Here is an 18620-nt window from a genome sequence, read left to right as displayed (position 1 = left end):
TTTTTTCTGTTGAGATCGTGAACTGAGCCACACTTTGCGCTACCATCGGAGCGCGAGAAGAAAGGAGCTAATCAATGAGCATGAAAGAGAGCGAAATGACGCAAGAAAAAGAGAGGCCAGCAGGTAGCCAGAGCTTGTTTCGCGGCCTGATGCTGATTGAGATCCTCAGCAACTATCCGAACGGGTGTCCTCTTGCCCATCTCTCCGAGCTTGCCGGGCTGAATAAGAGTACGGTTCACCGGCTACTGCAGGGGTTGCAGTCCTGCGGGTATGTCACGCCAGCTCCTGCGGCGGGCAGCTATCGTTTGACCACCAAATTTATTGCCGTCGGGCAAAAGGCGTTGTCATCCCTGAACATCATTCATGTGGCGGCACCGCATCTTGAGGCGCTGAACATCGCGACCGGCGAGACGGTGAACTTCTCCAGCCGTGAAGATGACCATGCGATCCTGATTTATAAGCTTGAGCCGACAACCGGAATGCTGCGCACCCGCGCCTATATCGGCCAGCATATGCCGCTCTACTGCTCGGCAATGGGCAAGATTTATATGGCATTTGGCCATCAGGATTATGTTGCAAGCTACTGGGAAAGCCATCAGGACCAGATCCAGCCGCTGACGCGTAACACCATCACTGAACTGGATGCGATGTACGGCGAACTGGCAGAGATCCGTGAGCACAGCATGGCCCGGGACAAGGAAGAGAATGAACTGGGGGTATCCTGTATCGCCGTCCCGGTCTTTGATATTCATGGCCGCGTGCCGTATGCCATCTCCATTTCGCTGTCGACATCGCGTATGAAGCAGGTGGGCGAAAAGAACTTGCTTACCCCGCTGCGTGAAACCGCAGACGCCATCTCAAAAGAGCTTGGGTTTACGGTACGCGAGGCATAACAGACGAATCGGGCTGGTGGGGTACTATGCCCGAGCGCTGAACCGCTTCAAAAACGCCAGATTTCGCACTGAACGGCAGCGAAATCTGGCATAAGATCTTACTGGCCGCCTTCGCGCCAGGCGTTCTCAATCTCTTCGGCGAGAATTTTCACGCCCGCTTCGATTTTTTCCGGATCCGGCACGTAGTTCATGCGCATGCACTGATGCGTGTGCGGCCACGGCTTATCCAGCCCGGGGAAGAAGTAATCGCCCGGCACCATCAGCACGCCGCGTTTTTTCAGGCGCTGGTAGAGCAGTTCGGTGGTGATCGGCAGGTCTTTAAACCACAGCCACAGGAAAATGGCGCCTTCAGGTTTGTGGATCAGGCAACGTTCTTCCGGCAAATAGCGGCGAATGATCGCGATAGTCTCCTGGACTCGCTGGTAATAGAACGGCTTGATCACCTCATTGGACAGGCGCAGCAGGTCGTTATTTTTAATCATCTCGCACATCATGGCCGGGCCTATACCGCCGGGAGAGAGGCTGATAATGCCGTTCATGTTAGTAATGGCGGTGATGATTTTTTCATTGGCGATAATGATGCCGCAGCGGCTGCCCGGCAGGCCGAGCTTGGAGAGGCTCATGCACAGAACAATGTTCGGGTTCCACAGCGGGCGTGCTTCGCTGAAGATAATGCCCGGGAACGGCACGCCGTAGGCGTTATCGATAACCAAAGGGATGTTGTGCTGATTGGCGAGCGCATCCAGCTTCATCAGCTCATCGTCGGTGATGACGTTGCCGGTCGGGTTAGTTGGCCGCGAAACGCAGATCATGCCCGTCTCTTCACCGATGTGCAGGTGCTCGAAATCGACGTGATATTTGAACTGGCCTTCCGGCAGCAGCTCAATGTTCGGGCGCGCAGAGACAAACAGGTCTTCTTCGAGGCCGGAATCGGCGTAGCCGATGTACTCTGGTGCCAGCGGGAACAGCACTTTTTTGGTGGTGCCGTCGGCGCGACGTCCTGCGAACAGGTTAAACAAGTAGAAAAATGCGCTCTGGCTGCCGTTTGTCAGTGCAATATTCTGCGGTTCGATATCCCATCCGAGCTCGTCACGCAGCATGTTGGCGAGGAGCTTCAGCAGTTCGGTTTTGCCCTGGGGGCCATCGTAATTGCACAGCGCGTCGGTAGCTTTGCCGCTTTCCAGCATCTGCGCCAGCAGCGTCTGGAAATAGGTATTCATCTCCGGGATCTGCGCCGGGTTTCCGCCGCCAAGCATGATTGCGCCCGGGGTGCGCAGTCCGTCATTGAGATCTTCCATCAGGCGGGTAATGCCTGAATGGCGGGTAAATTTGTCGCCGAAAAGTGAAAACGTCATAGCAGGTGTTCTGTCTGGCTTATTATGAAAGTGGGTAACCATAACGCTAGCATCGGACAGGTGCAAATCGGGAGGAGAGGGCGGTGTTGATGTTTTATATGGTGGGTTTTGATTTATTCAGTGTATTGTTCTGATGCTTTTTCTCCCCTCACCCGGTCCTCTGCCCAAAGGGGCGAGGGTTAGGGTGAGGGGGACGTAGCGCTTAATCTCCTGCCCACACCACCATCGCTTTATCGCCGTTGTGCTCGCGCACAAAGCCGTATCCCTCCTTAAGCGACAGCGTTTTTTGAACGCCTTCACCTATTGCCGGATGGCGGGCGCGGAACTGGCCTAAAATCTGCCAGTGGGCGACGGTGGCAGCATTTTTACCCGTGACGTCCTGCCAGTTCATGTCCGAGCGCGTCCCCTGCAGCGGGTCGGAGCCGGTTGGACCAAATGGCCGCTCTGATTCATCTCCGTAATAGATCTGCACACTCCCCGGCGCGAGCAGGAGCAGCTCTGCCGCACGCTGGCCCCCTTCGCGGAAAAGCCGCGTATCATGCGACGAGAGATAGCTCAGGACGTTATAGCTCTGCAGTTTTTCGGCCATCTGCTGCCAGGTCAGGTCGATGTCGGCCAGGCAGTCCACCGCTTTCGCCGCCTGCTCCTGATAATCAAAGTTGATCATCGCATCGAAACCGTGGCGGTAGTAATCGCTCTGCATAACGCCGTGGCCCCAGGACTCTCCCGTCATCCAGAACGGGGCGTTATCGACTTTTTTGTCCGGGTTAGCGGCTTTCCACGCCGCCAGCGCCTGGCCTGCCTGGTCTTTCAGCTGTTGCCACGCATCAAGCTCAACGTGCTTCGCGGTATCGACCCGGAAACCGTCAATGCCGTAATCACGCACCCACTGGCTAAGCCAGTGCGTCAGGTAATCACGCGGGGTGAAGCCCGGAATGGCTTTCGCGTTCGTATCAGGCTTGTGCTGATAAAAGTTCGGCAGGCCGGAAGCCTCGGTCGATTCCGTTTTCAGATCCGGTAAAAAGGCCAGCGACATCGTTAAATCGTCAAAGCCAGGGTTGTCATAATCGCCGATGTCGGTGCGGATCCATTTTTTACCCCACCATGCTTCCCACGCGGCTTTATCGCTGAAATTAATGTAATCGTTAAAGCTGTGCCAGCTTTGTCCGGCCCTTGGTTTCCAGTCCGTCCAGCGCTCGCCCAGGGTTTTCTTCAGCTCATCACCTTGCAGGTATAGCGCGCCAAACTGAAACGCCTGCATGTCTGCCAGCGTGGCGTAGCCCGCGTGGTTCATCACGATGTCGAAAAGAATACGGATGCCGCGCTTGTGCGCTTCATCGACCAGATGGCGCAAATCATCTTCGTTGCCCATGTTGGCATCGAGGGTGGTCCAGTCCTGAGTGTAATAGCCGTGATAGGCGTAATGGGGGAAGTCACCTTTGGTTCCACCGCCTACCCAACCGTGGATCTGCTCCAGCGGGGAGCTAATCCACAGTGCATTGACGCCGAGCTGCTGCAGGTAGTCGAGTTTACCGGCAAGCCCTTTGAGATCGCCTCCGTGGAAGGTTCCAATTTCCTGCATGCCGTCTTTATGGCGGCCATAGCTGTTGTCATTGGTAGGATCGCCATTGACGAAGCGGTCCGTCAGCACGAAATAGACGGTGGCGTTTTGCCAGCTAAACGGCGCGGGTTTATCGGTTTCGGCGCGCTCAAGCAACAGCAGGCCGTTGCTGTTCGCCGCGGGCTGGAGGGTGATTTTGCCGTTTTGCACCGTCGCCGTCTGCTTGCTGTAAAAATCACGCACCACGGAGCCTTCCGGGAAGGTGTGGCTGACGTCGAGCGTAAGCGGTTTGCCGTCCCACGCTGGACACTGGCGGATAACGTTCGCGACGGTTTTTTCCGCCTCGCGTTGTACCGTCAACATCAGCGTCGGCGTGCCTGAGCGGGTATCAATCCGCATCTGATAGCTGCCGTCGCGAAACAGACGCCACTGCGGCGGCGTGCCTTCGCAAGGTTTGAGCGACAGCATCTCGTTGAGTTTTATCGCATCGGTCGGCTGCCAGCACGCGTTGTCAAAACTGAGCGTCAGTGGGCGGGTACCCTTCGTCAGCGTTGCCTGGCTGGTGAAAACGCCGGTGCCTTCAGCCTTAAACGCGGCAAAGCCCGGTGATGACCAGTCTGCCTGCGCCAGTGCCGGTAAAAGCAGAAAAGCGAGTGCGGTGCGTTTCATTCCAAATTCCTTCGCGGCTTTTTTAACCAGTGTGCCATCGGGAAGACGGGAACAACTCCTCCCCGCGCACGTTCTGCCAGGAGGATGCGAAAGGATGAGTGATCCCGCGCAAAATTAGGCGGTTATCTGCGATATCGCGCACATTTTTTCAGAATTGATGATTTCGTGAACACGTTTCAGATGACATGGTTTCGGATTTGGACTATTTCTATACGTGCTCTTGAAGTCTATTTTTGCTATGATTTGAGATTCCGCTCTCAAATTCGAGAAAAAAATAAGGTGTTGGAATGATGAAATCCGACCAGGAGACCTAATGATATCGACTCCCATTCGACGATATGGGGCCGCGATACTCATGTTACTCACCATGGCATTTTCGGGTGAGGTGCTTGCGAAGACGCACACGGATACAACGAGTAAGAAAGCCCACGTAATAAAGACGACAAGCAGTAAGGTTAGCAGTAAACAAGAGTATTCTCGCAATAGTGCAAAGAGTAGTTCACTTCCTGATTTGCGAAAATACCCTTCCGGGACACCACGAAAAAAAGCGTTTCTCCGGACGGTAATGCCTTACATCAAAAGTCAAAATGCTGCGATTACCGCAGATCGTAACTGGCTGATCTCGAAACAGTACGAGAGCCGCTGGTCGCCGTCTGAGCGCACGCGTCTTAAAGACATTGCGAAACGCTACAAGGTGAAGTGGAACGGTAACACGCGTCGCGTGCCGTGGAACTCGCTGTTAGAGCGTGTGGACATTATTCCAGGCAGCATGGTCGCCACCATGGCCGCAGCCGAAAGCGGCTGGGGAACCTCGAAGCTGGCGCGTAACAATAACAACCTCTTTGGCATGAAATGCGCAAAAGGTCGTTGTACTAACGCGCCGGGCAAAGTAAAAGGTTATTCGCAGTTTGCATCGGTTAAAGATTCAGTAAACGCCTACGTGGTGAACCTGAATACGCATCCGGCCTACTCGTCGTTCCGTAAGTCACGCGCCCAGTTGCGTAAAGCGGATCAGGAAGTGACGGCCAGCACGATGATCCACAAGCTGAAAGGGTATTCGACTCAGGGACAGCGTTATAACAACTACCTGTTCGCCATGTTTCAGGATAATCAGCGCTTAATCGCCTCGCACATGTAATGTAAAAAAACGCCTTCCATCGGAAGGCGTTTTGTTTTCTAGATAAGCACCTCGCTGTGCCGCTCCCGATACTCTTTCGGGGTGGTGTCATACTCTTTCCTGAACACCGAGTAAAAATACTGAAGCGACGGGTAGCCGCACATCTGTGAGATTTCGTTGATCGACAGCGACGTTGAGATGAGCAGGCTGCGCGCTTTCTCCAGTTTCTCCGCATGGATCACCGCATGGATGGTTTCGCCAACCTCCTCTTTAAACCGCTTCTCCAGGTTCGAACGCGAAATGCCGACGGAATCCAGCACCTGATCGACCTTAATGCCCTTGCAGGCGTGGTTGCGGATGTAGTGCATCGCCTGAATAACGGCCGGATCGCTTAAGGAGCGGTAATCGGTTGAACGGCGCTCCACCACGCGCACGGGCGGGACCAGTAACCGTTGCAGCGGTAGCGATTCGTTATCCAGCAGCCGATGCAGTAGCTTCGCCGCCTGATAGCCCATCTGGCGCGTTCCCTGAGCGACCGAGGATAGCGCCACGCGCGACAGGTAGCGCGTCAGCTCTTCGTTATCAATACCAATGACGCACAGCTTTTCAGGCACCGGAATGTGCAGATGCTCGCAGACCTGAAGCACGTGGCGGGCGCGGGCGTCCGTGACGGCAATAATCCCGGTTTGCGGCGGCAGCGTTTGCAGCCAGTCTGCCAGGCGGTTTTGCGCGTGCTGCCAGTTTTCCGGTGCGGTCTCCAGCCCCTGATACACTACGCCGCGATATTTCTCCTGCGCGACCAGCTGACAGAATGCGTGCTCACGCTCCACCGCCCAGCGTTTGCCGCTTGAGGCGGGCAACCCGTAAAAGGCAAAACGGTGCACGCCTTTCTCTTTTAGATGGAGAAAGGCGGCTTCAACCAGGGCATGGTTATCGGTGGCGATGTAGTGCACCGGCGGGTAGCTGTCGGGGGAATAATACGAGCCGCCGACGCCGACGATGGGGACATCGACGTCCGTCAGCAACTGCTCAATCACCGGGTCGTCATAGTCGGCGATAACGCCATCGCCCAGCCAGTCCTTGATGTTCTCGAGCCGGGTGCGGAAATCCTCTTCAATAAAAATATCCCATTCGGATTGCGACGCCTGCAAATATTCACCAACCCCTTCGACCACCTGACGGTCGTAGGCTTTATTGGCATTGAATAACAACGTAATGCGGTGACGCTTCTCAAACATGGCTGCTTTCCCAAATAAGTAACGATGCTGTTCTCAGGCTCGCCGCTTGGTGGCGGAGTCCATCCAGACCGCCAGCAACAGAATGGCGCCCTTGACGATATACTGCCAAAACGTTGGAACGTCCATCATACTCATTCCATTATCCAGCGAAGCCATAATAAATGCGCCCATCACCGCACCCGCGACGCTACCGATCCCCCCGGCAAGGCTGGTTCCACCAATCACACAGGCGGCGATGGCATCCAGCTCGGCGATGTTCCCGGCTGACGGCGAACCGGCTCCGAGGCGGGAGCTGAGGATCAGCCCGGCAATCGCGACCATCAGGCCGTTGATGGCAAAGACCGCGAGTTTGGTGCGTTCTACGTTGATACCCGACAGACGCGCCGCCTCAAGATTGCCGCCAATGGCATAAATACGCCGGCCAAACGCTGTGCGCGTTGCCATAAACATGCCGCCCAGCAGCAGAAGGGCCAGCAGTAAAACCGGCGTCGGCACGCCGCGATAATCGTTCAGTAGCCAGATTGCCCCCAGCACGATCGCCGCCGTCAGCGCCTGACGCCCCACCACGGCGGTGGACGCAGGTGCTGCCAGCCCGAGCGCCTGACGGCGCATACGGCCGCGCCACTGCCACGCGATAAAGGCCATCAGCCCGACCACGCCGATCGTAAAGCCGATGCCATCGGAGAGGTAACTCTGCCCAATTTGCGACATGGCGGCGCTGGTAGGGGAGACGGTAGTGCCGTTGGTCATGCCAATCAAAATGCCGCGAAAGGCGAGCATGCCCGCGAGGGTAACGATAAACGACGGGACTTTGCGGTAGGCGACCCACCATCCGTTCCATGCCCCGAGCAGCAGGCCCAGCACCAGCGTGACCGCTACGGTCAGTGGCAGCGGCCACCCGAGCCAGACGTCAAAAATGGCCGCTACGCCGCCGAGCAGGCCCATCATCGAACCGACCGACAGGTCGATTTCTGCGGAGATAATCACGAACACCATCCCCACGGCCAGAATGCCCGTAATGGCCGTCTGGCGCAGCAGGTTAGAGACGTTGCGCGCGCTCAGGTAAGAGCCGTCGGTCATCCAGGTAAAGAACAGCATGATGGCGATAATCGCCGCGATCATCACGAAAACCTGCAGGTTGAGCGCCTTAAGCCCGGAAAACGCGCCGGGCGTCGGAACAGCGACTTTGATATCAGACGGATTGCTTTTCGACATGACGTTCGCTCCTTAAAGCGGCTTCCATCACCTGCTCCTGCGTCAGGTTCTGGTTGATCAGGTTGGCTTTGAGTTTCCCTTCGTGCATAACCAGCACGCGGTCGCTCAGGCCCAGCACTTCAGGTAATTCAGACGAGATGACAATGACGGCAATCCCTTGCTGCACAAGCTGGTTGATCAGCTTGTAGATTTCATATTTCGCACCGATATCAATCCCGCGCGTCGGCTCGTCCAGAATCAGAATCCGGGGGTTGAGCAGCAGACAGCGCGCCAGGATAGCCTTCTGCTGATTGCCGCCGCTGAGACGCCCGATGGCCAGGTCGGGAGAGGAGGTTTTCACCTTCAGCCTGGCGAGCGACTGCAAAATGCACTGCTGCTCCGCCGCGTCGTCCAGGGCCGTCAGTGCACCGGAAAACTGACCGAGCGCGGCAAGCGTAACGTTTTGACCCACGGCCATGACCGGCACAATGCCGTCTTTTTTGCGATCTTCCGGTACCATCGCGATGCCGTGGGCAATCGCCTGCTGGCAGTTGGTGATGTGTACTGGCTGACCGTCGATAAAAATGTTGCCCTCCCAGCGTCCCGGCCAGACGCCGAAGAGACACTGAACGGCTTCGGTCCGTCCTGCGCCCACTAACCCTGCAATACCGAGGATTTCGCCACGGTACAGCGAAAAGGAGAGGGTGTTGACGCGCTTGATATGCCGGTTAACGGGGTGCCACGCGGTGAGGTTTTCGACGCGCAGGATCTCCTCGCCCACGGTATGTGGCTCGTTCGGGTACAGCGCGGTCAGTTCGCGGCCAACCATCATGGTGATGATGTCATCCTCACTCATCCCGGCGGCGTCGCGCGTGCCGATGTGCTGCCCGTCGCGGATCACACAGATGGTGTCCGAGATGGCTTTCACCTCATTAAGCTTGTGCGAAATATAGATGCAGGCAATGCCGTGATTTTGCAGGTCGCGGATGATGTTAAGCAGAACCGCCGTTTCCTGCTCGGTGAGTGAGGCGGTAGGCTCATCAAGGATCAGCAGGCGTACCTGCTTGTTCAGCGCCTTGGCGATCTCAACCAGCTGCTGCTGGCCCAGACCCAGATCGCCCACGCGCGTGTCGGGTGAAATCGCAAGGCTGACCTGCGCCAGCAGTTTTTCACAGCGCAGCGTCATGGTGTCGTAATCCAGCACGCCGTGACGGGAAATTTCAGCCCCGAGAAAGATGTTCTCCAGCACGGTAAGATGCTTCACCAGCGCCAGCTCCTGGTGAATAATGGCAATCCCTTTGCGCTCGGTATCGCGGATGTGCGCGGCCTGGAGCGTTTCGCCGGCAAACACAATTTCGCCTTCGTAGCTACCGTGAGGATAGATCCCGCACAGGACTTTCATCAGCGTGGACTTCCCCGACCCGTTCTCGCCGCACAGCGACATCACTTCGCCAGGGTTGAGCCTGAGGCTCACGTTGTCGACGGCCTTCACGACGCCAAACGCTTTGGTGATGCTTTTCATTTCAAGTAAATAAGACATAACTGCTCCGCTGACCCGATAAAGAAACAGGACATGTCGATGCGCCCCCGCAGAGCAGGGGCCGCGCTGGATTACAGTTCACTCTTTTTGTGGAAACCGTCTTTAATGACGGTGGCATCAATATTGTCTTTATTGACTTCAATAGGGGTAAGCAGGCGAGCCGGAACGTCTTTCATGCCGTTGTTGAGCGAGGTATCGGCTTTAGGCTGTTGGCCATTCCCCAGCTCAACGGCAATTTCTGCCGCCGTGTTCGCCAGTTCGGTGATGGGTTTGTAAACCGTCATGGTTTGGGTGCCTGCGATAATGCGCTTCACCCCGGCGAGGTCGGCATCCTGGCCCGAAATAGCCACTTTCCCTGCAAGCCCCTGCGCGCTGAGCGCCTGAATCGCCCCGCCTGCGGTGGCATCGTTCGACGCCACAACGGCATCAATTTTGTTATTGTTCGCGGTTAAGGCATTTTCCATAATTTTCAGCGCGTTTTCAGGCAGCCAGCCGTCAGCCCACTGATCGCCGACGACGTGAATTTTGCCCTCGTCGATATACGGCTTAAGCACTTTCATTTGCCCTTCGCGGAACAACTTGGCGTTGTTATCGACCGGCGAACCGCCCATCAGGAAATAATTCCCCTGAGGCACTTTGTCGACCAGACTTTTTGCCTGTAATTCGCCGACTTTTTCATTATCAAACGAAATATAAAAATCAATATCCGCATTATTAATCATGCGGTCATAGGCCAGCACTTTTATGCCTTCCTGTTTTGCTTCTTTAACCACATTACTGAGTACCTGGCCGTTATAAGGGATAATGACCAGCACATCGACGCCACGGTTAATCATATTTTCAATCTGTGACATCTGGGTTTCTTCGTTGCCGTTAGCGGATTGCACAAACACTTCGGCACCCAGTGATTCCGCTTTTTTAACAAAAATATCGCGATCTTTTTGCCAGCGCTCCAGGCGCAGGTCGTCAATCGCCATGCCGATTTTGACCTCTTTGGCGTGTCCGGCAAAGCTGGCTAGCAGGAGAGTAGTGCAGAGAGTAAGGGTCAGGTTCTTTATCTTCATAATTATCAGGCCTTTTTGTAGGGGTATGTGTTGCTGAGATAAAAGAAACATTCACTGCTGAGACGCAGCAAATTCTTAACGTGGAGAGGCCTGCTGGCAATTACAGATTTTTATCTTCTCATTATGATATTTGGTTTATTTCCGAATTTATGACCGCGATCGGATTTTAAAATGCGTAACGTACTAATTACATTTGATTCTGGAATAAGCGCAGAAAAATCGTTGCCAGCGCATTATTTTGCGAGCCAGCGCACAGTTGTGCATTCTCTCAATAGCAGTGTGAAATAACGTAATTGAGCAACGTTAAATGTCTATTCACTATTACTCCTGTCGCACTCTTACGCCGAATACCCTGATTATGGAGCTGAATATGCAAGCTTATTTCGACCAACTCGATCGCGTTCGTTACGAAGGCACGAAAACGACCAATCCTTTAGCATTTCGTCACTACAACCCGGATGAGCTGGTGCTGGGTAAGCGTATGGAAGATCATCTGCGCTTTGCCGCCTGTTACTGGCATACCTTCTGCTGGAACGGTGCCGACATGTTCGGCGTGGGCGCGTTTGATCGCCCGTGGCAGCAGCCGGGTGAAGCCATTGAACTGGCGAAGCGTAAGGCAGACGTTGCCTTTGAATTCTTCCACAAGCTGAACGTGCCCTACTACTGCTTCCATGATGTGGACGTGTCGCCGGAAGGCGCATCGCTGAAAGAGTACCTGAACAACTTTGCGCAGATGACGGACGTGCTGGCTGAAAAACAGCAGCAAAGCGGCGTAAAACTGCTGTGGGGCACGGCGAACTGCTTTACCAACCCGCGTTACGGCGCAGGCGCCGCAACCAACCCGGACCCGGAAGTGTTTAGCTGGGCTGCCACGCAGGTGGTGACGGCGATGAATGCCACGCACACGTTAGGCGGCGAAAACTATGTACTGTGGGGCGGGCGTGAAGGCTATGAAACCTTGCTCAATACCGACCTGCGTCAGGAGCGCGAACAGATTGGTCGCTTTATGCAGATGGTGGTCGACCATAAGCACAAAATCGGATTCCGCGGTACGCTGTTGATTGAGCCGAAGCCGCAGGAGCCCACCAAGCACCAGTATGATTACGACGTGGCAACCGTGTATGGCTTCCTGAAGCAGTTTGGTCTGGAAAAAGAGATCAAAGTGAACATCGAGGCTAACCACGCAACGCTGGCGGGCCATGCCTTCCACCATGAAATCGCCTCGGCTATCGCGCTCGGCATTTTCGGCTCCGTGGATGCTAACCGTGGTGACCCGCAGCTGGGCTGGGATACCGACCAGTTCCCGAACAGCGTCGAGGAGAACGCGCTGGTGATGTATGAAATCATCAAGGCGGGCGGCTTCACTACCGGTGGCCTGAACTTCGATGCCAAAGTACGTCGTCAAAGCACCGACAAATACGATCTGTTCTACGGCCATATCGGCGCGATGGATACCATGGCGCTGGCGCTGAAAGTTGCCGCCCGTATGATTGAAGACGGTGAACTGGATAAACGTGTGGCGAAGCGCTACAGCGGCTGGAACAGTGAGCTGGGTCAGCAAATTTTGAAAGGCCAGTTATCGCTTGCCGAGATCGCGAAGTACGCTGAACAGCATCAGCTGGCGCCGCAGCATCAGAGTGGCCATCAGGAGCTGCTGGAAAATCTGGTCAATCACTATCTGTTCGATAAATAACAGGTCTCGCCGGGCAGCGCGTTGTGTGCCCGGCCTCCGGTTTTTGTAGGCCCGGTCAGCGCAGCGCTACCGGGCATGTTCAGTTAAGGAACCCACAATATGTACATTGGGATCGATCTGGGTACATCGGGCGTGAAGGCCATCCTGTTAAGCGAGCAGGGAGATGTGCTGGCCTCGCAAACCGAGAAATTGCAGGTTTTGCGCCCGCATCCGCTGTGGTCGGAACAGGACCCGGAACAGTGGTGGCAGGCGACGGATCGCGCGATTCAGGCGTTAAGTGAACAGCACAGCCTGCAAGAGGTGAAAGCGCTGGGAATTGCCGGGCAGATGCACGGCGCAACGCTGCTGGACAGCCAGCACCGCGTGCTGCGGCCCGCCATTCTCTGGAACGATGGCCGCTGTGCAGAGGAGTGCGCACTCCTCGAAGAACGTGTGCCTGCCTCTCGCGAGATAACCGGCAACCTGATGATGCCAGGGTTTACGGCACCCAAACTGCTGTGGGTGCAACGCCATGAACCGGAGATTTTCCGCCAGGTGGCGAAGGTTTTACTGCCAAAAGATTACCTGCGCTTTCGCATGACGGGCGAGTTTGCCAGTGACATGTCTGACGCGGCGGGCACGATGTGGCTCGACGTGGCGAAGCGCGACTGGAGCGCAGCCATGCTGGATGCCTGCCATTTGACGCGCGACCAGATGCCTGCGCTCTTCGAAGGCAGCGAAGTGACCGGAACTTTAACGCCGACGGTGGCGCAACGCTGGAAAATGCCAGCCGTGCCCGTCGTCGCCGGTGGCGGTGATAACGCGGCGGGAGCGGTTGGCGTGGGAATGATCGAGGTGGGCCAGGCGATGCTCTCGCTGGGTACTTCCGGGGTCTATTTTGCCGTGAGCGACGGCTATCGCAGTAACCCTGAGAATGCGGTACATAGCTTTTGCCATGCGCTACCGGGTAAATGGCATCTGATGTCGGTGATGCTGAGCGCCGCCTCCTGTCTGGACTGGGCCGCAAAACTGACCGGCATGGCGGACGTTCCGGCGCTGATTGCCGCCGCGCAGCAGGCGGATGATCAGGCTGGCGCGGTGTGGTTCTTACCCTATCTCTCCGGGGAGCGTACGCCGCATAACAATCCGGAAGCGAAAGGCGTGTTCTTTGGTTTAACGCATCAGCACGGCCCGGCCGAGCTGGCGCGCGCGGTGCTGGAAGGCGTCGGTTATGCGCTGGCGGATGGCATGGATGTGGTGCACGACTGTGGTCTTACGCCGTCGAGCATCACTCTGATTGGCGGCGGGGCGCGCAGCAGCTACTGGCGGCAGATGCTTGCTGATATTAGCGGGTTACAGCTTGATTATCTTACCGGTGGTGATGTCGGTCCTGCGCTGGGGGCGGCGCGTCTGGCGCAGATTGCGCTGAACCCTGAAAAGTCTTTGCCGCAACTTCTGCCCCAGTTGCCGCTTGAGGCGCAGCATTTTCCTGACGAGAGAAACCATGCTCGCTACGGCGAGCGGCGCGACGTGTTCCGCAAAATTTATCAGCAGCTTTTACCGCTGATGTCTTAAACAGGTGCCGGGTGGCGCTGACGCTTACCCGGCCTACACTCCACCTGTATCGGCTTAGCTTACAAACCTGCGCGTATCGATTTTCTGCAACAGCATGGACAGCAGCAGGCTCGCTGCCAGCGTGGCGGAAAAAATCCAGATAATGTCCAGCAGTGGCCAGCTTTTCAGCTCAACGCCGCGCGTACGAAGCGCGTGGATCACCAGCGCGTGAAAACCGTAAATCCCCAGCGAGTGGCGTGAGATAAAGCCCAGCACCGGAAGCGGGCGGCTGTTCAGGGTATTTTTCACAAGCGTGAGCAGGGAAACCGCACAGATAAAGACCATCGGCCCACAGTACAGGTACCAGGTATCGGCAAAGTTGCCGCGCCACTGCAGTTCGTGCAGCGTGCCTCGTGAAATTATCCCCACGCTGAGGATAAACGCCGCCCCGCAAAGCAGGTTTAGCCCCCGTTTGCCGGTATCCATCATGCCGATGGCGCGCCCCAGCATGCCGTACAGCACGTAGTAAAACGTGTCGCCGTTGATATAAAGATCGACGGGCAGCCACTCAAAACCAGCGACTTTCTGCGAGACGGTATTCGGGTTTGCCACGATGCCAATCACAACCATTAAAGCCAGCAGCATTTTGCCGCCAATATTTTTTACCTGGATCAGCGGAGAGACCAGGTAGATAACGATAATGGCGAAGAAAAACCACAGATGATAGAACACCGGTTTTTGCAGCAGATTTTTCAGCGACAGCCCGGCGTTGATTGACGTAAACAGCGTGATGTAGAGCAGCGCGACGGCGCTGTAAAACAGCAGACACGAAACGATGTGGATAAAGTGTCTTGGCTGTGCGCTACGCTCGCCAAAAAAGAGAAAGCCAGAGATCATAAAGAATAACGGCACGCTGACGCGGGAGGCGGAGTTAAGAATATTCGCGATATCCCAGTTAACCTGACTGATACTGTGCGAGTTGGTGACATACCAGGTGGTCGTGTGGATCATCACCACCATCAGGCACGCTATGCCCCGCAGGTTATCAATCCAGTTAATTTTTGACTGCATCAGGCCCTCTGTTGTCCGGATAAAGAAAGTGTGACCATCATTGTCTTAATGCTTTCCCTTGGAAAAATCTGAGTTTTATTCATTAAACTTGTCGTCGAGACGAGAGGTTCGCAGAATGCTGACACATAATCTATAAAAGCGTTGATACTAAAAATAACAGCCCCAGACGAGGCCGGTAATAAAAATGATGATGAAGCGTGTAGTATCTCTCTTTCTGCTGTTGATGCTCGCAGGATGCAGTACGTCGCAGGAAGCCCCAGTGCAAAAAGCGCAGCAGGGGAAAATTAGCCCGGAACGCACGCTGGGCATGGAGCAACTCTGTAAAGATCGGGCGGCCCATCGCTATAACGCTGAGGCGCAAAATATTGCCGTCACCGGCTTTGAGCATTTTCAGGGGAGCTATGAGATGCGGGGGCATACCGCGCGTAAAGAGGGCTTTGTCTGTTCATTTGACGCGGACGGCCAGTTTTTACACCTCTCGATGCGCTAGAGTGCGCGTATAATCAGCAATCAGGCCGTTCATGGATTTTAGCGTGGCGGCTTATTTCCCAATTTTCCCTAAACAACCCCGTTTCGTACTGTATATCTTGCAGCCAGCGGGTATACTGATCCCTTCCTTTTGAAACCACACGTATCCAGCACGAAATACTATGCAAAAGTTTGATACCAAGACCTTCCAGGGCCTGATCCTGACCTTACAGGATTACTGGGCTCGTCAGGGCTGCACCATTGTTCAACCTTTGGACATGGAAGTCGGCGCCGGCACTTCACACCCAATGACCAGCTTACGCGCATTGGGGCCAGAGCCAATGGCTACTGCCTATGTTCAGCCTTCCCGTCGTCCGACCGATGGCCGTTACGGCGAAAACCCGAACCGTCTGCAGCACTACTATCAGTTCCAGGTGGTGATTAAGCCATCCCCGGAAAACATTCAGGAACTGTACCTTGGGTCGCTGAAAGAGCTGGGCATGGATCCGACCATTCACGATATTCGTTTCGTGGAAGATAACTGGGAAAACCCAACGCTGGGTGCCTGGGGTCTGGGCTGGGAAGTGTGGCTGAACGGTATGGAAGTGACGCAGTTCACTTACTTCCAGCAGGTGGGTGGTCTGGAATGTAAACCGATCACCGGTGAAATCACCTACGGTCTGGAACGTCTGGCGATGTATATTCAGGGCGTAGACAGCGTTTACGACCTGGTCTGGAGCGACGGCCCGCTGGGGAAAACGACCTACGGCGACGTGTTCCATCAGAACGAAGTGGAGCAGTCCACTTACAACTTCGAATACGCGGACGTGGACTTCCTGTTCACCTGCTTCGAGCAATACGAGAAAGAGGCGCAGCAGTTGCTGGCGCTGGAGACTCCGCTGCCGCTGCCAGCCTACGAGCGTATTCTGAAGGCCGCCCACAGCTTCAACCTGCTGGACGCCCGCAAAGCCATCTCCGTGACTGAACGTCAGCGCTATATCCTGCGTATTCGCACCCTGACCAAAGCCGTTGCAGAAGCTTACTACGCGTCCCGTGAAGCCCTTGGCTTCCCGATGTGCAACAAGTCTGTAAACTTACAGAATAAATAAGAGGCGGCCATGTCTGAGAAAACTTTCCTGGTGGAAATTGGCACCGAAGAGCTGCCACCAAAAGCCCTGCGCAGCCTGGCTGAATCTTTCGCTGCGAACGTAACGGCCGAGCTGGATAACGCTGGCCTGGCACACGGTAAAATTGAGTGGTTTGCTGCACCGCGTCGTCTGGCGCTGAAAGTGGCAAACCTGGCGGCGTCACAGCCGGATCGTGAAGTGGAAAAACGTGGCCCGGCGATCGCTCAGGCGTTCGACGCGGAAGGCAAACCGAGCAAAGCGGCTGAAGGCTGGGCGCGCGGCTGCGGTATCACCGTTGATCAGGCCGAGCGTCTGACCACTGACAAAGGCGAGTGGCTGCTGTATCGCGCTCATGTTAAAGGCGAAAGCGCAGAAGCGCTGCTGCCAAACATGATTGCAACCTCGCTGGCTAAGCTGCCTATTCCAAAACTGATGCGCTGGGGCGCGTCCGACGTGCACTTCGTGCGTCCGGTTCACACCGTGACCCTGCTGCTCGGCGATACCGTTATTCCTGCTACCATTCTCGGCGTCGCGTCCGATCGCGTGATCCGTGGTCACCGCTTTATGGGCGAGCCGGAATTCACCATCGACAATGCCGACCAGTACCCGCAGATCCTGCTGGAGCGCGGTAAGGTCATTGCCGACTACGAGCAGCGTAAAGCCAAAATCAAAGCGGATGCCGAAGAAGCGGCACGCCAGATTGGCGGCAACGCAGACCTGAGCGAAAGCCTGCTGGAAGAGGTGACCTCTCTGGTCGAATGGCCGGTTGTGTTGACCGCGAAGTTCGAAGAGAAATTCCTCGCCGTTCCGGCTGAAGCTCTGGTGTACACCATGAAGGGTGACCAGAAGTACTTCCCGGTTTACGCCAACGACGGCAAATTGCTGCCAAACTTCATTTTCGTGGCGAACATCGAATCGAAAGATCCGTCCCAGATTATCTCCGGTAACGAGAAAGTGGTGCGTCCGCGTCTGGCAGACGCCGAGTTCTTCTTCAATACCGACCGTAAAAAGCGTCTGGAAGATAACCTGCCGCGCCTGCAGACCGTGCTGTTCCAACAGCAGCTGGGTACGCTGCGTGACAAGACCGACCGCATTGCGGAGCTGTCCGGCTGGATCGCCCGCGAAATCGGTGCAGACGTCAATCACGCTACCCGCGCGGGCCTGCTGTCCAAGTGCGACCTGATGACCAACATGGTGTTCGAATTCACCGACACCCAGGGCGTGATGGGCATGCACTACGCGCGCCATGACGGTGAAGCGGAAGACGTGGCTGTCGCCCTGAACGAGCAGTACCAGCCGCGCTTTGCGGGTGACGATCTGCCGTCCAATCCGGTGGCCTGCGCCGTCGCGATCGCCGATAAAATGGATACCCTGGCGGGCATCTTCGGTATCGGTCAGCATCCGAAAGGCGATAAAGACCCGTTTGCGCTGCGTCGTGCCGCACTTGGCGTGCTGCGTATCATCGTTGAGAAGAACCTGAATCTGGATCTGCAGACCCTGACCGAAGAAGCGGTGCGCCTGTACGGTGACAAGCTGACAAACGCGAAGGTTGTGGATGACGTTATCGACTTCATGCTGGGGCGTTTCCGCGCCTGGTATCAGGATGAAGGCTACACCGTTGACACCATTCAGGCGGTGCTGGCGCGTCGTCCAACCCGTCCGGCAGATTTCGATGCGCGCATGAAGGCGGTTTCTCACTTCCGTACCCTGGACGCGGCGGCTGCGCTGGCTGCGGCCAACAAGCGTGTCTCTAACATCCTGGCGAAATCCGACGAGACGCTGAACGAGCGTGTTAACGCCGCCACCCTGAAAGAGCCGGAAGAGATCGCTCTGGCGATGCAGGTTGTGGTGCTGCGTGACAAACTGGAACCGTTCTTCGCCGAAGGTCGCTACCAGGAAGCGCTGGTCGAACTGTCTGAACTGCGTGAAGCGATTGACGCTTTCTTCGAGAAAGTGATGGTGAACGTAGAAGATCAGGAACTGCGTATTAACCGCCTGACCATGCTCGAAAAACTGCGCGAACTCTTCCTGCGTGTAGCGGATATTTCGCTGCTGCAGTAATGCGCCTTTTGCCCGGCGGCGCGTCGCTTCGCCGGG

14 protein-coding genes are annotated in these 18620 nt (G+C 55.8%); 7 read left to right on the top strand and 7 right to left on the bottom strand.

Going from position 1 to position 18620, the window contains the following annotated elements; translation table 11 throughout:
- Positions 1 to 74: 74 nt before the first annotated feature.
- On the top strand, positions 75 to 893 hold the full coding sequence (gene yiaJ / locus QLG21_RS14405; RefSeq protein WP_101736798.1) for an IclR family transcriptional regulator YiaJ: 819 nt from the start codon (positions 75 to 77) through the stop codon (positions 891 to 893).
- Positions 894 to 991: 98 nt separating this feature from the next.
- Here yiaJ and avtA read toward each other — a convergent pair whose 3' ends face one another.
- Together avtA and QLG21_RS14395 are read right to left on the bottom strand one after the other, a co-directional pair.
- Entirely contained in the window at positions 992 to 2248 is a 1257-nt protein-coding gene (avtA, locus tag QLG21_RS14400; RefSeq protein WP_058610514.1) for a valine--pyruvate transaminase, read from the bottom strand.
- A 202-nt stretch (positions 2249 to 2450) separates the two neighbouring features.
- Positions 2451 to 4478: an alpha-amylase gene (locus QLG21_RS14395; RefSeq protein ID WP_282484661.1), complete on the bottom strand. Its 2028-nt coding sequence runs from the start codon at positions 4476 to 4478 to the stop codon at positions 2451 to 2453.
- Between the two features lie 313 nt (positions 4479 to 4791).
- Between QLG21_RS14395 and QLG21_RS14390 the strand changes: the two genes are divergently transcribed.
- Complete coding sequence (locus QLG21_RS14390) at positions 4792 to 5616, top strand: protein bax (protein ID WP_072208901.1); 825 nt, start codon at positions 4792 to 4794, stop codon at positions 5614 to 5616.
- A gap of 38 nt (positions 5617 to 5654) precedes the next feature.
- Here QLG21_RS14390 and xylR read toward each other — a convergent pair whose 3' ends face one another.
- The 4 genes from xylR to xylF form a co-directional block, all read right to left on the bottom strand.
- A complete protein-coding gene (xylR, locus tag QLG21_RS14385) occupies positions 5655 to 6833 on the bottom strand; it encodes a D-xylose utilization transcriptional activator XylR (protein WP_006177776.1) in 1179 nt (392 codons plus the stop codon).
- Positions 6834 to 6866: 33 nt separating this feature from the next.
- Entirely contained in the window at positions 6867 to 8048 is a 1182-nt protein-coding gene (xylH, locus tag QLG21_RS14380) for a xylose ABC transporter permease XylH (RefSeq protein ID WP_137903454.1), read from the bottom strand.
- Positions 8026 to 9567, bottom strand: a complete 1542-nt coding sequence (locus QLG21_RS14375) for a xylose ABC transporter ATP-binding protein (protein WP_137903455.1) — start codon at positions 9565 to 9567, stop codon at positions 8026 to 8028. Before QLG21_RS14375 ends, xylH begins: the two co-directional genes overlap by 23 nt.
- 71 nt (positions 9568 to 9638) lie before the next feature.
- Positions 9639 to 10631: a D-xylose ABC transporter substrate-binding protein gene (gene xylF / locus QLG21_RS14370; RefSeq protein ID WP_137903456.1), complete on the bottom strand. Its 993-nt coding sequence runs from the start codon at positions 10629 to 10631 to the stop codon at positions 9639 to 9641.
- 370 nt (positions 10632 to 11001) lie between these two features.
- On the opposite strand from xylF, the gene xylA reads away from it, so the two are divergent.
- Positions 11002 to 12324: a xylose isomerase gene (gene xylA, locus QLG21_RS14365; RefSeq protein WP_137903457.1), complete on the top strand. Its 1323-nt coding sequence runs from the start codon at positions 11002 to 11004 to the stop codon at positions 12322 to 12324.
- A gap of 99 nt (positions 12325 to 12423) precedes the next feature.
- Positions 12424 to 13878 carry a xylulokinase gene (xylB, locus tag QLG21_RS14360; protein WP_282484660.1) on the top strand — a complete coding sequence of 485 codons (1455 nt, stop codon included), beginning with the start codon at positions 12424 to 12426 and terminating at the stop codon, positions 13876 to 13878.
- Between the two features lie 54 nt (positions 13879 to 13932).
- Here xylB and QLG21_RS14355 read toward each other — a convergent pair whose 3' ends face one another.
- A complete protein-coding gene (locus QLG21_RS14355) occupies positions 13933 to 14928 on the bottom strand; it encodes an acyltransferase (RefSeq protein WP_282484659.1) in 996 nt (331 codons plus the stop codon).
- 184 nt (positions 14929 to 15112) lie between these two features.
- Between QLG21_RS14355 and QLG21_RS14350 the strand changes: the two genes are divergently transcribed.
- From QLG21_RS14350 to glyS, 3 genes are all read left to right on the top strand, one after another.
- Positions 15113 to 15418: a YsaB family lipoprotein gene (locus QLG21_RS14350; protein WP_006177783.1), complete on the top strand. Its 306-nt coding sequence runs from the start codon at positions 15113 to 15115 to the stop codon at positions 15416 to 15418.
- Between the two features lie 160 nt (positions 15419 to 15578).
- On the top strand, positions 15579 to 16505 hold the full coding sequence (gene glyQ, locus QLG21_RS14345) for a glycine--tRNA ligase subunit alpha (RefSeq protein WP_282484658.1): 927 nt from the start codon (positions 15579 to 15581) through the stop codon (positions 16503 to 16505).
- A 9-nt stretch (positions 16506 to 16514) separates the two neighbouring features.
- Complete coding sequence (gene glyS / locus QLG21_RS14340; RefSeq protein ID WP_088209036.1) at positions 16515 to 18584, top strand: glycine--tRNA ligase subunit beta; 2070 nt, start codon at positions 16515 to 16517, stop codon at positions 18582 to 18584.
- The last annotated feature ends 36 nt before the right edge of the window (positions 18585 to 18620 follow it).

Origin of the sequence: Enterobacter sp. V87_3 (assembly GCF_029967835.1) — a bacterium.
Taxonomy (GTDB): Bacteria; Pseudomonadota; Gammaproteobacteria; order Enterobacterales; family Enterobacteriaceae; genus Enterobacter; species Enterobacter cancerogenus.
The sequence above is the reverse complement of the archived record's forward strand: the minus strand, read 5'-3'. Positions and strand labels throughout refer to the sequence as shown.

Excerpts from the sequence above, each read along its gene's own strand:
- avtA (WP_058610514.1), bottom strand. The coding sequence starts at position 2,248 with ATGACGTTTTCACTTTTCGGCGACAAATTTACCCGCCATTCAGGCATT.
- xylF (WP_137903456.1), bottom strand. The coding sequence starts at position 10,631 with ATGAAGATAAAGAACCTGACCCTTACTCTCTGCACTACTCTCCTGCTA.
- glyS (WP_088209036.1), top strand. The coding sequence starts at position 16,515 with ATGTCTGAGAAAACTTTCCTGGTGGAAATTGGCACCGAAGAGCTGCCA.
- QLG21_RS14390 (WP_072208901.1), top strand. The coding sequence starts at position 4,792 with ATGATATCGACTCCCATTCGACGATATGGGGCCGCGATACTCATGTTA.
- QLG21_RS14375 (WP_137903455.1), bottom strand. The coding sequence starts at position 9,567 with ATGTCTTATTTACTTGAAATGAAAAGCATCACCAAAGCGTTTGGCGTC.
- QLG21_RS14355 (WP_282484659.1), bottom strand. The coding sequence starts at position 14,928 with ATGCAGTCAAAAATTAACTGGATTGATAACCTGCGGGGCATAGCGTGC.
- QLG21_RS14350 (WP_006177783.1), top strand. The coding sequence starts at position 15,113 with ATGATGATGAAGCGTGTAGTATCTCTCTTTCTGCTGTTGATGCTCGCA.
- xylB (WP_282484660.1), top strand. The coding sequence starts at position 12,424 with ATGTACATTGGGATCGATCTGGGTACATCGGGCGTGAAGGCCATCCTG.
- xylH (WP_137903454.1), bottom strand. The coding sequence starts at position 8,048 with ATGTCGAAAAGCAATCCGTCTGATATCAAAGTCGCTGTTCCGACGCCC.
- xylR (WP_006177776.1), bottom strand. The coding sequence starts at position 6,833 with ATGTTTGAGAAGCGTCACCGCATTACGTTGTTATTCAATGCCAATAAA.
- QLG21_RS14395 (WP_282484661.1), bottom strand. The coding sequence starts at position 4,478 with ATGAAACGCACCGCACTCGCTTTTCTGCTTTTACCGGCACTGGCGCAG.
- xylA (WP_137903457.1), top strand. The coding sequence starts at position 11,002 with ATGCAAGCTTATTTCGACCAACTCGATCGCGTTCGTTACGAAGGCACG.
- yiaJ (WP_101736798.1), top strand. The coding sequence starts at position 75 with ATGAGCATGAAAGAGAGCGAAATGACGCAAGAAAAAGAGAGGCCAGCA.
- glyQ (WP_282484658.1), top strand. The coding sequence starts at position 15,579 with ATGCAAAAGTTTGATACCAAGACCTTCCAGGGCCTGATCCTGACCTTA.